The following is a 14,660-nucleotide window of genomic DNA, read 5'->3' as shown; positions in this document are numbered from 1 at the left end:
CTATCTGCGCTTTCGTAAGCGACTACGCTCCACCGCACGATCGTAGACGTCCTCACGATTTGCGAACTGCCCGATGTACTCCGGCTCAGGCCAACGATGGGGGTCGTTTGGTTGAATAGCACATTCGGCCTGAACTTTATTTGGCCACACGGGTTCTTTGCAGGTCTTGAATGTCAACCAACGACTGAGGGTCAACAGACCATAAATAGGAAATAGGAGGTGTCTGAACGGGAATAAAGTTGTCCCCATTACAAAGCAGACCCACATGTAACAGTTCTTCCAGCTGGGTTTGACGGAAAGTGTGATTACACCATCAAGCGGATGATCGACCACATGTTCTGGACCCGACTCCATGTATCGGCAAATAAACTCCCATTGCTCGCGAACCCTCAATTCATCGTCAGTACTATGTCCAACGGTGAAAGTGTCAGTGACATATCCATTGCTATCTAACAGGTGACAGCGGATGTCGCGCAGATTATTGTTTTGACTGCCTCGTCCAATATGAAAATATAAGGAACTATCATCCCAAGATGCCTTCACCACCTTTCCAGACTTCTCTTTAAAGAAGTACACCATTCTTCTTTTTCTATTGAATCGAACGGGACTGTAAGAATAAGTAAAAAGATCATGTCGGAGGAAAATTTTCCAGTATGTTATCCATCCAGCAATTACAATTGAGCCAAGTACAATCACCCCAAAAGCGACATCACTCGCGGTTGCGTCGCGGGCAATTGAACTAGACAACACCCACGCGGCTATAGCAGTAACAAACACGCAAATGCTTGAAGAAACTAGGGTTGGCGCCATGCCTTTAATCTTAAAAGAGCGATTGACGAACTCTATGTAGGTCGAGTTAAAAGAGATAAGCGACACCCCATCATCCGCCAACACGGCTTCGGATCGCCCCTTTAAAAGCTCGTCCCTTTTCTCCTGGGAATCCAAGCCCCTGTCAAGCTTAAACGGAGGAGTCCAGCCAGTAAGCATTTATGCGCCCCCTTTTGCTGTTGTAGCCATTGCCTTAAGCGCATTAGACTGCTCATCTAAGCTAGAAAATTCGCCGCTTTTATTTTGGCCCCAGTGCACCGATTTGTCTAACCATTTCTCCATCTCATCTGGCTTAAAGAACCCAACGACAACGCTTACAATAGCAACCAAAATAAGCATCAGAATAGCAAATGGAATTGCGACGCCAAAAATTATAAGTCCGGAAAGTAATATGGATGTCAGGCCTAGGCCAGCCATGGCAATCCCATACTTTTTGTTTAACGCGCCATCTTCCAAGCCGTCACTGACCATTAAAACCCCACTCACAAACCCACCGATAGCACCAAGCCATTTTCCTCCAGCAATAACCACTTCTGCTCGCGAAGCCGCATTGAGCATCAAACGTCCTAGTGGCTGCGCTAGCTTTTGTGAACCCCATGGAATACTTTTAGCAGCTGTGCCACTAAGTTCTATGGCATTGCCAGCAAGGGCTGCGACACCTGCGGCAAAATTCGATCCTTTAATTGCACTATCATTAACAGTGGATTTTTTATAATCTTCATAGAGCTTACCAAGGCTTGCGCCAGCAAAAATTGTAGCCACCACCCCCGTTTTGAACTCAAGGCTATTGAGCCTTCCTATGCTCTGTCTCAGTAAGGAATCGAACTCCTGTGAGCTTACTGCTGCGGCCACCTCACCAGCTCGGGCATTGCGCATGCTTCTAGCTCCAATGTCGAAACTCTGCCATTGAGCTACGCGATTGGTATCAACCAGCATCACCATATTGAACTTAAACTGCTTGCCTCCCGTCGTCCTGTCCACCTCGATTCCAGGTGTCATGGCGCTGCGGGCTGGCGAGCGCATTCCCTGGCCCGAGGATAAGCCGGCTTTGTAAGCCAACTGATTAGCTAGCGCGCGTGTGGCTTGCTTAGGCGTGGTATACATGCTCAGATCAATCAGCTGCATATTTGGAGAGCCCGCCCGCGCCACCGCTGACATCAGGCCCAGCTGCATCTTGTGAGGCAGCAGCAGGGCGCTGCCTTGCGCCATCAGATCCATAGCGCCGCCCACCATGCGCGCTAATGGGCCTGACAGTTGATAGATATATTTGGCCAACCCACTAAACGCGCCTTCCAATTCGTTGTTCGCGCCTTTTTCAAGTGCCTCCTTCAGGCCACTATAAAGCGCACCCGAGAAACCTAGCCAATCTGGTGAATCGGCCTGCTTCGAAGCGATAGCCTTCCATTGTTTTATCGCGCCGTCCAAATTCCAAACCATGGCACGTGAAAGAATCGACTCCTGCTTTGCAGGGTCTTGTTGCAAGGCGCTTGTGGCATAGTCGAATACCTTCCTGCGGCCTAGCGCGTCACTGATGATCGCCACAACCGATTCTTGATATTGCATTCCACTGCGAGTGTTAGCCGCGTCGAAACTGCAGATCATGTGCTGCTTGAAAGTATCACATTCCAGCCAAGCCACATATGCCTCGTCTAACGGAGTGATTAATTGCTCGCCAAGCTGTTTCAGCTCGTTGGTATATGTATTTTTAAGATAATCCTCGTAAGCGTTGCCGCCCTTTAGGTGCTTTTGATACTTCTCCCATGATTCGGCGCCCAAGCGCAATATCTCATCTTCATCTTCGACCTTAAACCAATCATCATCCCATTCTTGAACGGGGCGAGTAAATTGACTGGTATGTGCACGGCCAAATAGCGTCTGCATCACGGACTGTCCGATCATCGCGCGATCTTTTCGAGCAGTTTCCTCGCTTTCTACAGCGCCATTCTTAATTGCCTCACGCAGGGCCGTAATTGCGAGCGCCGACTCACGCTTTTCTTTTCTTTCTGGCTGCTCGGCCCATACAATCGCTTCTTCCAAGATAAGCTGATTCAGATCAGCCATTAGGCCAACTGGGTCGTCTATCGCCACGACGGCGGGGTCGACGCCTTTGCTATCAGGAGAAAGCTGGCCTGCTACTTGCCGCATGGTGGCGACAAGCGCGTCCACTCTGTCCTTGTCAAAACTCAACATATCCGTGAGGCTATGAGAAAATGCTGGGCCTGATGCAGAAACAGTGATCGCAGGTAACGTCTGTGGCCCCAAAAGGCCACTCTTGTTCGCAATTGAATAATCAGATGCTAAATGAAACTCTGCCACTTTGTCTTTCGCAGCATATATCGTGTCCATATGCGGCTGCGCACCACCACCTTTTGCCCAGGCGGCGACGTCGATACTTCGCATATGACGACGGCGATAGTCCGCCGATTGATGTTGCTTCAATATTTCATCTGTCCAGGCCGCTGACGAAAACGACAGCCAAATTTTACCTAACAGTTCAGGGTGATTCGCATCTGGTATCACCAAATAGCGCCCGGTCTGGCTAGCCGCCATTCGCGAACACGGCTGAGCATCACCCAACTTGGGCGCAGGGGCTCGCAGATCATATTCAACCAGATGCGCATCGTCGCTGACTACATAGCCACTCCATTGCTGACGCCTTTCGTTAAAAACATACAGATAGCCTGCTCGCAATAACCGCAATGTATATCGCGCGTAGTCGGGCGGCAGCTTAATTTGGGACGCAGAAAAAGGAGCGCTCAATTCCATGGGCAGCCGCTTGACAGACTGCACTCGCGACACCTCGTAACGCACCGGCAGGATAGGCAATCCCTTTTGATCGCAGATTGGGCACTTCTTGGACGGATCACAGGCCATATACACTCCATGTCTTGTTACTTGCAGCGCCAATTACGTCCTTACTCAGTTTCGTAATGTCCAGATCAAGGCATGCGCCTACATAGCTAACTTGACCCATCTGAACTTGTTCCAATCGTCGTGAGAGCTCAGGATGGTCATGGATGCCAAGATGCGTGAGCAGCACTTGTTCAACAAACAAAAAGATGTCAGATTCATCTTCCATGCCCCAGCGTTCATAGGCCTGTTCTATCACACTCGCTACAAAGCGAATGTCGCCAACTGGGATTCCCGCGCTTGTAAGATGAACGCTTGTACGATTCAGAACCCCAATTCGGCTTAGTACCCCCCATTGGGATTCGGTCAATTTCAGTCCAAGTCCGCCGGTGTCCGCTGAGCGTGGTTGATAAGCCCATGAACCATCTAGCAGGCGCCATGACCATTTCTCTATCGGCCCTAAGAGATAGTTGATCTGGCGCTCATCCAGAATCCACTGCAGATGACCAAACACGCGAGGGTCATAGAAGCGCAGGAGCATGCACTCCCTATCTGAGGTTTTTTGCAACATCTGCCTAGCCAAATGATTAACCACTTTTCTCTCGTCAGCGTCGCTTGTTAGAAGCGCACTGAAATACGTCATCCTAGGGTTAGACTTTTCCCACTCCTGCATATGGTCCAGCAACTCAATTTGGTGGGAATGGCTCAATGTGCTGAAATTTATTAGCCTCGGCAATATATCGGATTGCCCGCGAAGCTCTTTGGGAGCTATCGACACAGAAGGCCAGTTGATCCAAGCATCAACTTCAATTTGCAACGGATTGATTATTCCGTAGCGATGATTCGTGTAAAATCGATGATGCATGGTATTCAGCCCTGAATTAGGACGATCGCATCCCCGCCAGCATCCGCGGTCCGCGTTTTGAAATCGCACAATTTGAGCGCACTTGAGGGAGCGCTTGCCCCCGCACTTACCCCCTGCGGCCCCGTCCACACCTGCTGCCCGCCCTTGAACTCGATCGCCCCCGGCGCGCCCAGTTCGATGTCGTCGCCGTCCAGCTTGATGTAGGCGCCGGCCGCCGTGGCCAGCAGGTGCTTGGTCGGGGCGGCGATCTGGACGTCGGCGGTGGTGCTGACGATGCGGACCTGGGTCTTGGCGGCGAGCTTGGCCAGGTTCTTGTGCGCGCGGGCGCTGAGCGTGCCTTGCGCGGCGTGCAGGGCGATGCCGCGCTCCTGGTTGGGACTGCCCGCGACCGGGGCGCTGCCCTGGGTGTACAGCACCAGCCCGCCGGCCACCGCCAGCACCAGCTGCGCCTGGCTGGCCCAGTTCAGTGCGGTGCCGGCCAGCAGTGTGGTCTGCGTGCCCGACACCCACACCTGGTCGGCCGGGGTCAGGCTCATCACGCCCGCGCTGCCGCTGCCCAGCAGCGCCGGGTGGCTCCAGCCCGGCGCCTGGCCGTCGCCACCCTGGAGCTGGCCGGCCGCGCTGCCGCTCTGGGTCGCCTGCAGGCTGGCCTGCAGGGTCTTGAGTCCTTCCTGGGCGGGGAGGCGGTCCGGGTCATTGGGCAGCTGCGCCTGCTGCTGCCGGGCCGCGTTGGCCAGCCCCTGCAGCAGCTGCTCGCCCTGTGCCAGCTGCGCCAGCGCCTGGCTGGCCGCCAGCTGCTGCTGGCCCGGCTCGCTGCTCAGCAGCAGGCCCTGGCCGGCGCGCACCGCGCCGTAGGCCTGGGTGGACAGTTCCACCCCGTAGCCGCGCTCGCCTTCGCGCAGGTTGTCGCTGCCGCCCTTCAGGTGGCCCAGGGTCAAGGTGCTGGCGTGCTGGGTGGTCGACAGCTGCGCGCGGCCCTGGCCGGGGGTGTCGTCCAGACGCAGCTGCTGGTAACCGCCGGTGCCGTCCTGGCTTTGCGCCAGCGCCTGGCTCTTGAACCCGGTGAACACCGCGCCGTGCGCGTTGCCCTGGAACCACGCCGGCGCATTGCCGGTGGCCCCGGCCCCGCCGCCGCCGACCTGGTTGTGCGCCGCATCGGCCTGGCCGCGCCCGTTGTAGACGCTGCCGATCACCACCGGCCGGTCGATGTCCCCTTCCAGGAACCCCACCAGCACTTCCTGGCCCTTGCGCGGCAGCACCACGCCGCCCCAGTTGTCCCCGGCCCACGGCGTCATCACCCGCACCCAGGTCCACGCCGACGCGCTGCCCGGCGCGTTGTCCTCGCCCCCCGGATGCGCCAGCGCGCTGCTGGCGTCGGCACCGCGCTGGAACGGGAACTGCACCTTGATCCGGTGGTCGCGGTCGGACTGCACCGGGTCCCCGTCGCTGACCACGATCGCGCTCAGCGTGCCGGCCACCGTCGGCTTGGGATGCAGGCGCACGCCATGGCCGTCCTCGGTCTGCGGCCGGTACGTCGCGGTGGCCGGTATCGCGGTGAACTGGTTGCGGTAGAACGCCACCGCCGCCTCGTCCTGCGGCACCGCATACCCCCTGCTCAGGCCGGCCAGCGCCGGCGGCAGCGGCGCCCCGGCCACCGCCACATCGCCCAGCGACTGCTCCAGCGCATCGAACACCTCCGCGCCCAGGGTGTTGCGCGCCTGGTGCCGCACCTGCAGGCACAGGAACCGCGCATCGGCCGCCACGCTCGCATGCTGGCGCAGGCCAAAGCGCGTGCCCGGGGCCAGCTGGCGCCAGCAACCCTGGCCCTCGATGATGTGCGCCGTCACCCGCTGCGCATCCAGCTGCTGCTGCGCGCGGCGCTGCCCGCGCATGCTGTCTTGCCAACCGTACGGGCCGGCGGTGTCCACGTCCTCGGCGCCGATGTCGCCCAGCGGCGTGCCCTCGGCGCCGGCCGGGCGCAGGCTCAGGCTGCGTGCGCTGGCGGCGCTGCAATATAGTGGCTCCACTGCAAACTATTTGTAGAGGCTTTTATAGGATTCCCATAAATCCCCCAAGAAACTCTTGTCGGGCTTGGTCTCGATCTTCTGCATCGGGCGGCGGTTCAGATAGTGCTTGGATGCGACGAACGACCCGTACGCAGCCTCAAGGCTGCTCTCTGCCATGCTGTCGTGGACATATTCAAGAAATCCACCATACAGCGCCTCCACCGCTGGCAGTCGCTTGCCAGGGTTGTTCCATATCCAATAAAGCGCTTGGCCTTGCGGATCAGTGACAAACAGATTGGAGGCAACCTCTCCGTCGAGCTGTTTCTTTGCCTGTTGCATGTCGAAGCTATCCACCGAACGCGCGTTGCGTTCCAGGTACCTCAGTTCGGCTGCGAGCTTGTCATACCGGCCTTTGGCGGCAGGGTATTTGGGGACACCCAGCAACCAAGAGCCCGTTTGTTCATTGGCAGTCTTGGCGAATTGCTCGTACCACATCCGCAGCCACTGAATGTAGATGATCATATGCCCCTTCATCTGCCCCTGGATGTCCTTGGGCAGCGTGCGCACCACCAGCGGCTCCGGCGGCACATAACACTGAGTTTCCTGCTCGGCGGTGCGTTGGCCGGGCTTGGTGTAGGTGCAGACGTATGGCAGATTCAAGCGAATTACTGCGGGGCTGATTTCTTTTGCCTCTTCGACCAGCGCAGTTACAGTGGTGCGATATTTTCTTTGAAATTCTTGCACTTCACTAGAAATTATGAATTTCACATACAAAGCGATATCGAGATCTTCTAATTGGGTTAAGCTCGGCATGGGAATTCCCGCACCGTAAGCTCGGTTGTACATCATCTGTAGCGGATAGCGGGCCATTCCATCGAGCACCCCCGCTTCCTCAGCCTCGGCTCCACCTCCCACGTCCACCTGGCTTCCCGGGAACAAGAGCTCCTGACGATTTCCAGTTGCGCCCGGACTGCCGCCGATCATCGTCAATGGCTTGTAGAAGCGCAGCTCATGCGCCGCCGCATAATGCACGCAGCATTCGACCTCGGGCAGCAACGTCATCTCCGACGACACCTTGTTGCTGAGCGGGATGAATCCGGTTAACAGGTTATCGTCATAGCGATTCGTCACGCAATCGAACAGGCCCATAAAGCGGATCTTGACCTCGACCGCTTGGTAGCGGCCACTCGCGCAGATGTCGTCGATCAGCAGCTTGCTGAACGCAAGCGCGATCCCGCCGCCCATGTCGTAGCCAAAGATCGCCACGTTGACCCTGTGCACCGGCAGCCTGGCCTTGGCCAGTGCGAACGCGGCCTTGAAATCGGTCTCGGCCGACTTCAGGCGCGTATCCACGCCCGTGTTGAACAGCGCCGCACCCAGGGTCGAGTCGCGGATCAGTCCGAGGCTTTCGGCCGCATAGCCAGCGGTATTCTTGGCCACGGCCGCGCCAGCATCCTTGGCTGCGCGCCACGGGTGCCTGACTACCTCTTTCCAGAGCGCACGCCATTCCTTGCGCAATGTTTTCCAGCCTTGCTTAGCCACCGTGGTAACGGGCTTCTGGACGGTTTTGACAATCTGCTTCCCTTGCTTGCTAGCGCGATCTACCACCTCGCCAGCGGTCCAGACCGCACGATGCGCGTAGGACTTGTCACTCAGCCGTTCGCTTTCCTTCCAGACATCCAGCACCGCGCCCTTGGCGATATCCTTCGGTGCGGAGCTGACCTTGTCCTCGATCTCCGTGCCGGCCTTGTCACCCAGGGCCGCTGCAAGTGCAGCGTTCTCGGGGTCGAACTCTGCGCCAAGACCAGGGTAATAAAAGCGACGCGCAGACTTATCCACGTCATCAATTAAAGCTGAATATATCTTTACTATATTACTCTCAGGTCCGGATTTATTAGTAAAACCAAAACCGTCAAAGAAGAAACTCAACCAGAGAACCTGCTGGCAGGCCGGGCATCTCTGTTCAGCCTGGACTTTTGCGCGATCAAGAAATGCGCGCTTTTGGTCTGCATCTTTACTTTCTTTTCTCACCTGACTCACTTGGACTCTCCTTTTCCATCGGACGTTGCGGGCAACTCTTCTGCCCCCATATCATCTACCCACTGTAACGAGGCGGTTCCATTTTTCCGGAAATAGACACGAAAATACCGTGATCCGCTTGATTCAGGCTGAGGGATGGTGACCTTTAAAAAATGTTCCTCAGCTCTCTTCCCCGCATAAAAGTCCTCCTTGGAAATAACAAAACTCCACTGCAAATTAACAGTCTTTCCAGGCGTAATATTACAGCCGCAGGAGAATGCTCCACCGCCTCCCCACGTATCACCACTTTCTCGTCCTGATGGATTTCCAAAACAGCCTGAGCTGGATTCATTATCCAGCCAAAACTCATGGATTTTTTTTTCGTACTCATTGTAGCCAGTGACGCACACCGTTCTCGACTGCGAGAAACCGTCTCTGCAACCGCCCAGCAAGAAGATAAACGCCACCATCAAAAATCTAAGAATGCTCATAGGTACCTCAAAGATCATACGTCTTTAGCAATAGCACCTGCTGGCAGGCCGGGCATCTCTGTTCAGCCTCGACTTTTGCGCGATCAAGACATGCGCGCTTTTGGTCTGCATCTTTACTTTCTTTTCTCACCTGACTCACTTGGAATCTCCTTTTCCATCGGACGTTGCGGGCAACTCTTCTGCCCCCATATCATCTACCCATTGCAAAGACGCCGTTCCATTCTTGCGAAAGTAAATCCTAAAATATCGTGAACTGGATGATTGTGGCTGCGGCGTTTGGACTCTGATGGTGTGCTCCTCGGGCTTCACACCAGAATCGTACTCCTGCCTAGTCTGCTCGAATGTCCAGTAAAGGTTGACAACCTTACCAGGCGTTACTTTACAGCCACAAGAAAATTTCCCACCACCACCCCAAGGATTTCCGTCTTTACGCCCAGGAGGATTCCCAAAGCAGCCAGATTTTGACTCGTTATCCAGCCAAAACTCATAGATCTGCTTTTCGTACTCATTATATCCAGTCGCGCATACGGTTCTGGATTGAGAAAACCCATCCTTGCCACCGCCCAGCAAGAAGATAAACGCCACCATCAAAAATCTAAGCATGCTCATAGGTACCTCAAAGATCATACGTCTTTAGCAATAGCACCTGCTGGCAGGCCGGGCATCTCTGTTCAGCCTGGACTTTTGCGCGATCAAGAAATGCGCGCTTTTGGTCTGCATCTTTACTTTCTTTTCTCGCCTGACTCACTTGGACTCTCCTTTTCCATCGGACGTTGCGGGCAACTCTTCTGCCCCCATATCATCTACCCACTGTAACGAGGCAGTTCCATTTTTCCGGAAATAGACACGAAAATACCGTGATCCGCTTGATTCAGGCTGAGGGATGGTGACCTTTAAAAAATGTTCCTCAGCTCTCTTCCCCGCATAAAAGTCCTCCTTGGAAATAACAAAAATCCACTGCAAATTAACAGTCTTTCCAGGCGTGACATTACATCCACAAGAAAACTTCCCACCACCTCCCCACAAATTCCCATCAGTCCGACCTGGGGGATTCCCAAAGCAGCCAGATTTTGACTCATTATCCAGCCAGAACTCATGGATTTTTTTTTCGTACTCATTGTAACCAGTGACGCACACCGTTCTCGACTGCGAGAAACCATCCTTGCAACCGCCCAGCAAGAAGATAAACGCCACCATCAAAAATCTAATAATTCTCATATTATAGGCGCCTCAAAGATCGTCCTTATTTAGCAATAGATGGGGTTGAAGGAATCTCATCAGCGCCCATGTCGTCTACCCATTACAGCGAGGCAGTTCCATTCTTTCGAAGATAAACTCGCTTCTCATATCTGGCGCTCTTGCGTGCTCGCCCCGTCATAGGCCCCGTCGAACAGTTTCTCGCAGAGCGCGGCGTCGTCGGCGCGGTGCTCATGCACGATGGCCGACAGCCGTGCGTGCCAGGTGGCATCGAGATCCAGGTGCACCACCGCCGTGCAGCAGCGATAGAGCAGCGGTTCCGCTTCCAGCCCCGCCGCCAGCAGCACGTCCTGCATCACGGACAGTTTCTTCCACGTCTGGAAGGGATCGGCATCGACCGGCAGCGTACCGTTGCGCTTCAGGTCCGCAGCAATGCGATCCAGCCGGCCGAGCGCGTCCAGACCTTGCAGCTCGGGTGGGGTGAGCGCAAGGCGTGCGGCGGGCCGGACGGGCCTGCGCTCCGGCGAGGGACGCAGTGCCAGCGGGGCGGCGTCACGACCGATGCACACCCATGCATCGGCGCAGGACAGGAAGGCATCCAGCTTGTTGGCCTCCACCGCCCTGGGCAGCGCCTGCAGCACCGCCGCATCGTAATAGCGGAGCAATCCCTTCTTGCCGCCGGGCAGGAACACGTCGGCGCGTTTCGCCAATGCCTCGGCCAGTTGGGCGATGGGCAGCGCGCTGGAGAGTGCGACGAAGGCGAACGGCCTGCGCGGCAGATGCCTGTTCAACAGCGCATCGACCCAGGCGGCTTCGTAGTCCATCAGCAACGCACACACCGATGGATCGACGCTTTCGGGGTGATCTTTCAGCACATTGTGGACGCGCTGCTCGCCGATCATCTCCTTCCACGGCATCGCATTGATGGGCAGCTGCGCGGCATCCAGCAGCAGGAACACCCCGCTGCCCTCACGGTGGCGATGGGGGGCGAGGAAGGTGGACCACGATTCAAAGAGCGGATGCATGACCGATCACCCGCGCGATGCGACGGCTTCGTGCCGGGATGCCAGATCGCGCATGCATTCCAGGCATACCGGCTTGTCCGCCGAGGGCAGCTGCACGCGGGTGCTAAAGCCCTGCGGCCCCGCCCACACCCGGTTGCCGCCCTTGAACGCGATCACCCCCGGCGCGCCCAGTTCGATGTCGTCGCCTTCCAGCTTGATGTAGGCGCCGGCCGCCGTGGCCAGCAGGTGCTTGGTCGGGGCGGCGATCTGGAGGTCGGCGGTGGTGCTGACGATGCGGACCTGGGTCTTGGCGGCGAGCTTGGCCAGGTTCTTGTGCGCGCGGGCGCTGAGCGTGCCTTGCGCGGCGTGCAGGGCGATGCCGCGCTCCTGGTTGGGGCTGCCGGCGACCGGGGCGCTGCCCTGAGTGTATAGCACCAGCCCGCCGGCCACCGCCAGCACCAGCTGCGCCTGGCTGGCCCAGTTCAAGGCGGTGCCGGCCAGCAGCGTGGTCTGCGTGCCCGACACCCACACCTGGTCGGCCGGGGTCAGGCTCATCACGCCCGCGCTGCCGCTGCCCAGCAGCGCCGGGCGGCTCCAGCCCGGCGCCTGGCCGTCGCCGCCCTGGAGCTGGCCCGCGGCGCTGCCGTTCTGGGTCGCCTGCAGGCTGGCCTGCAGGGTCTTGAGTCCTTCCTGGGCGGGGAGGCTGTCCGGGTCATTAGGCAGCTGCGCCTGCTGTTGCCGGGCCGCCTCGGCCAGCCCCTGCAGCAGCTGCTCGCCCTGTGCCAGCTGCGCCAGCGCCTCGCTCGCCGCCAGCTGCTGCTGGCCCGCCGCGCTGCTCAGCAGCAGGCCCTGGCCGGCGCGCACCGCGCCGTAGGCCTGGGTGGACAGTTCCACCCCGTAGCCGCGCTCGCCTTCGCGCAGGTTGTCGCTGCCGCCCTTCAGGTGGCCCAGGGTCAAGGTGCTGGCGTGCTGGGTGGTCGACAGCTGCGCGCGGCCCTGGCCGGGGGTGTCGTCCAGCCGCAGCTGCTGGTAACCGCCGGTGCCGTCCTGGCTCTGCGCCAGCGCCTGGCTCTTGAACCCGGTGAACACCGCGCCGTGCGCATTGCCCTGGAACCACGCCGGCGCATTGCCGGTGGCCCCGGCCCCGCCGCCGCCGACCTGGTTGTGCGCCGCGTCGGCCTGGCCGCGCCCGTTGTACACGCTGCCGATCACCACCGGCCGGTCGATGTCCCCTTCCAGGAACCCCACCAGCACTTCCTGGCCCTTGCGCGGCAGCACCACGCCGCCCCAGTTGTCCCCGGCCCACGGCGTCATCACCCGCACCCAGGTCCACGCCGACGCGCTGCCCGGCGCGTTGTCCTCGCCCCCCGGATGCGCCAGCGCGCTGCTGGCGTCGGCACCGCGCTGGAACGGGAACTGCACCTTGATCCGGTGGTCGCGGTCGGACTGCACCGGGTCCCCGTCGCTGACCACGATCGCGCTCAGCGTGCCGGCCACCGTCGGCTTGGGATGCAGCCGCACGCCGTGCCCGTCCTCAGTCTGCGGCCGGTAAGTCGCCGTGGCCGGCAATGCGGTGAAGTGGTTGCGATAGAACGCCACCTCAGCGTCGTCCTGCGCAGGCGCATCGCCGCCGCTCAGGCCCGCCAGCGCCGGCGGCAGCGGCGCGCCGGCCACCGCCACCGCGCCCAGCGACTGCTCCAGCGCATCGAATACGTCCGCGCCCAGGTTGTTGCGCGCCTGGTGCCGCACCTGCAGGCACAGGAACCGCGCATCGGCCGCCACCCCGGCATGCTGGCTCAGCGCGAAGCGCGTGCCCGGCGCCAGCTGGCGCCAGCTGCCCTGGCCCTCGATGGTCTGCGCCGCCACCTGCTGCGCATCGAGCTGCTGCTGCGCGCGGCGCTGGCCGCGCGTGCTGTCTTGCCAGCCGTACGGGCCGGCGGTGTCCACGTCCTCGGCGCCGATGTCGCCCAGCGGCGTGCCCTCGGCGCCGGTCGGGCGCAGGCTCAGGCTGCGGTAGTCCCAGCTGGCCCGCGACAGCGTGGTCGGGCGCCAGCGACACGACCGCACCCACTGCTGCACGCTGTCCTGCTGCTCGGTGACGTCGGTGCGGTGGTAGCGCACCGTGCCCAGCTCGGCGAAGGCGTGGTTGTGGTCCGACAGCACCAGGGTGTGGCTGCCCAGGCGCTCGCTGCCGGCATCGCCGGCATGCGCGAACCAGACATAGATCCCTTCCTCGGCCAGCAGCCGCTGCACGAAGGCCAGGTCGGTCTCTTCATACTGCGTGGTCAGGCTGCGCTTGGCGTACACGCGGCGGTCGGCCAGCTCCCAGCGCCAGGCCGGCGCCAGCGCGCCTTGCTCGGCGTAAAACGCAGCGCGGCGATCGAAATCGACATTGGGCAGCCCGAGCAACACTGGCTGGCCCCAACTTCTATCTGCGCTTTCGTAAGCGACTACGCTCCACCGCACGATCGTAGACGTCCTTACGATTTGCGAACTGCCCGATGTACTCAGGCTCAGGCCAATGATGGAGATCGTTGGGTTGAATAGCACATCCGGCCTGAACTTCCTTTGGCCACACGGGCTCTTTGCACGTTTTGAATGTCAGCCACCGAGTCAATGTGAGCAGACCATAAATGGGAAACAATGCATGCCTCAATGGGAACAAGTTTGTTCCCATTGCAAAGCAGACCCACATATAGCAGTTACGCCAACTTGGCTTGACTGATAAAGTAATTACACCATCAAGCGGATGATCAACAGCGCGCTCAGGGCCAAGCTCCATGTAGCGACGTATAAATTCCCATTGCTCACGTACACGCAACTCGTCGTCGGTACTATGGCCTACCGTGTAAGTGCCAGAAATCCAGCCATGCTCGTCTAGAATATGGCAACGAAGATCCCGCAAGTTTTTGTTCTGAGCGCCATGCCCAATATGGAAATATACGGAATCACTACCCCAAGGTACAGTCACCACCCCCCCAGGGCCGTTGTGTCGAAAAAAATGAATATTGCCTTCATTTCGGCAGAAGCGCACTGGATAGTGTGTATAAGAAAAAAGATCATGGCGGAGATGAATTTTCCAAAAAAAAGCTCCCCAGGATAAAATAAATAATGCCATAACAAAACCAAAAATATTTTCAAAAGCACTTCCGGGATCTCTAACAATAAGACTTGCAATAAAAAAAGACATAAGTGCCAGAAATAAGACCGCCGCTCCAGCTCCAGCGGTAGCCGACATGCCTTTTATCTTAAATGTCCTATCAACAAATTCGGCGAAGTTAGAGTTAAATGAGATGAGCGATAGGCTATCCTCAGGAATAACATCCTGACTCACTCCAAATGGCAGAAAATCATTCCTTTCTTGTAGTGAGAGAGGCCTATCCAACTTAAAGGGAGGATG

General features: G+C 58.2%; 11 protein-coding genes. All 11 read right to left on the bottom strand.

Annotation, left to right across the window (positions count from 1 at the left end; genetic code table 11):
- The 11 genes from PD885_RS21150 to PD885_RS21145 all read right to left on the bottom strand — a co-directional run bounded on the left by PD885_RS21150 (position 1) and on the right by PD885_RS21145 (position 14,594).
- On the bottom strand, positions 1–945 hold the full coding sequence (locus tag PD885_RS21150) for a DUF6708 domain-containing protein (RefSeq protein WP_145954032.1): 945 nt from the start codon (positions 943–945) through the stop codon (positions 1–3).
- 42 nt (positions 946–987) lie between these two features.
- The gene (locus PD885_RS19250) at positions 988–3,702 is read right to left on the bottom strand and encodes a T6SS effector BTH_I2691 family protein (RefSeq protein WP_159087765.1); all 2,715 of its coding nucleotides are present in this window, start codon (positions 3,700–3,702) and stop codon (positions 988–990) included.
- Positions 3,692–4,543, bottom strand: coding sequence for a DUF4123 domain-containing protein (locus PD885_RS19245; protein WP_088057077.1), 852 nt, complete (start codon positions 4,541–4,543; stop codon positions 3,692–3,694). Before PD885_RS19245 ends, PD885_RS19250 begins: the two co-directional genes overlap by 11 nt.
- A 5-nt stretch (positions 4,544–4,548) precedes the next feature.
- On the bottom strand, positions 4,549–6,570 hold the full coding sequence (locus PD885_RS19240) for a type VI secretion system Vgr family protein (RefSeq protein WP_088057076.1): 2,022 nt from the start codon (positions 6,568–6,570) through the stop codon (positions 4,549–4,551).
- A gap of 6 nt (positions 6,571–6,576) precedes the next feature.
- Positions 6,577–8,589 carry a phospholipase effector Tle1 domain-containing protein gene (locus PD885_RS19235; protein ID WP_197493702.1) on the bottom strand — a complete coding sequence of 671 codons (2,013 nt, stop codon included), beginning with the start codon at positions 8,587–8,589 and terminating at the stop codon, positions 6,577–6,579.
- Positions 8,586–9,059 carry a hypothetical protein gene (locus tag PD885_RS19230; protein ID WP_231892702.1) on the bottom strand — a complete coding sequence of 158 codons (474 nt, stop codon included), beginning with the start codon at positions 9,057–9,059 and terminating at the stop codon, positions 8,586–8,588. Before PD885_RS19230 ends, PD885_RS19235 begins: the two co-directional genes overlap by 4 nt.
- Positions 9,060–9,194: 135 nt before the next feature.
- Complete coding sequence (locus PD885_RS19225) at positions 9,195–9,668, bottom strand: hypothetical protein (RefSeq protein WP_231892703.1); 474 nt, start codon at positions 9,666–9,668, stop codon at positions 9,195–9,197.
- Positions 9,669–9,803: 135 nt separating this feature from the next.
- Positions 9,804–10,256, bottom strand: a complete 453-nt coding sequence (locus PD885_RS19220) for a hypothetical protein (protein ID WP_231892704.1) — start codon at positions 10,254–10,256, stop codon at positions 9,804–9,806.
- Positions 10,257–10,402: 146 nt separating this feature from the next.
- Positions 10,403–11,281, bottom strand: coding sequence for a DUF4123 domain-containing protein (locus PD885_RS19215; RefSeq protein ID WP_108772813.1), 879 nt, complete (start codon positions 11,279–11,281; stop codon positions 10,403–10,405).
- A 6-nt stretch (positions 11,282–11,287) separates the two neighbouring features.
- Complete coding sequence (locus tag PD885_RS19210) at positions 11,288–13,672, bottom strand: type VI secretion system Vgr family protein (protein ID WP_231895758.1); 2,385 nt, start codon at positions 13,670–13,672, stop codon at positions 11,288–11,290.
- 16 nt (positions 13,673–13,688) lie between these two features.
- The gene (locus tag PD885_RS21145) at positions 13,689–14,594 is read right to left on the bottom strand and encodes a DUF6708 domain-containing protein (RefSeq protein WP_145954114.1); all 906 of its coding nucleotides are present in this window, start codon (positions 14,592–14,594) and stop codon (positions 13,689–13,691) included.
- Positions 14,595–14,660 lie beyond the last annotated feature (66 nt).

Origin of the sequence: Xanthomonas fragariae, from assembly GCF_900183975.1 — a bacterium.
GTDB lineage: Bacteria > Pseudomonadota > Gammaproteobacteria > Xanthomonadales > Xanthomonadaceae > Xanthomonas > Xanthomonas fragariae.
This window is presented reverse-complemented; position numbering and strand designations above follow the sequence as displayed.

Excerpts from the sequence above, each read along its gene's own strand:
- PD885_RS19250 (WP_159087765.1), bottom strand. The coding sequence starts at position 3,702 with ATGGCCTGTGATCCGTCCAAGAAGTGCCCAATCTGCGATCAAAAGGGA.
- PD885_RS19245 (WP_088057077.1), bottom strand. The coding sequence starts at position 4,543 with ATGCATCATCGATTTTACACGAATCATCGCTACGGAATAATCAATCCG.
- PD885_RS19230 (WP_231892702.1), bottom strand. The coding sequence starts at position 9,059 with ATGAGCATTCTTAGATTTTTGATGGTGGCGTTTATCTTCTTGCTGGGC.
- PD885_RS19225 (WP_231892703.1), bottom strand. The coding sequence starts at position 9,668 with ATGAGCATGCTTAGATTTTTGATGGTGGCGTTTATCTTCTTGCTGGGC.
- PD885_RS19220 (WP_231892704.1), bottom strand. The coding sequence starts at position 10,256 with ATGGTGGCGTTTATCTTCTTGCTGGGCGGTTGCAAGGATGGTTTCTCG.
- PD885_RS19215 (WP_108772813.1), bottom strand. The coding sequence starts at position 11,281 with ATGCATCCGCTCTTTGAATCGTGGTCCACCTTCCTCGCCCCCCATCGC.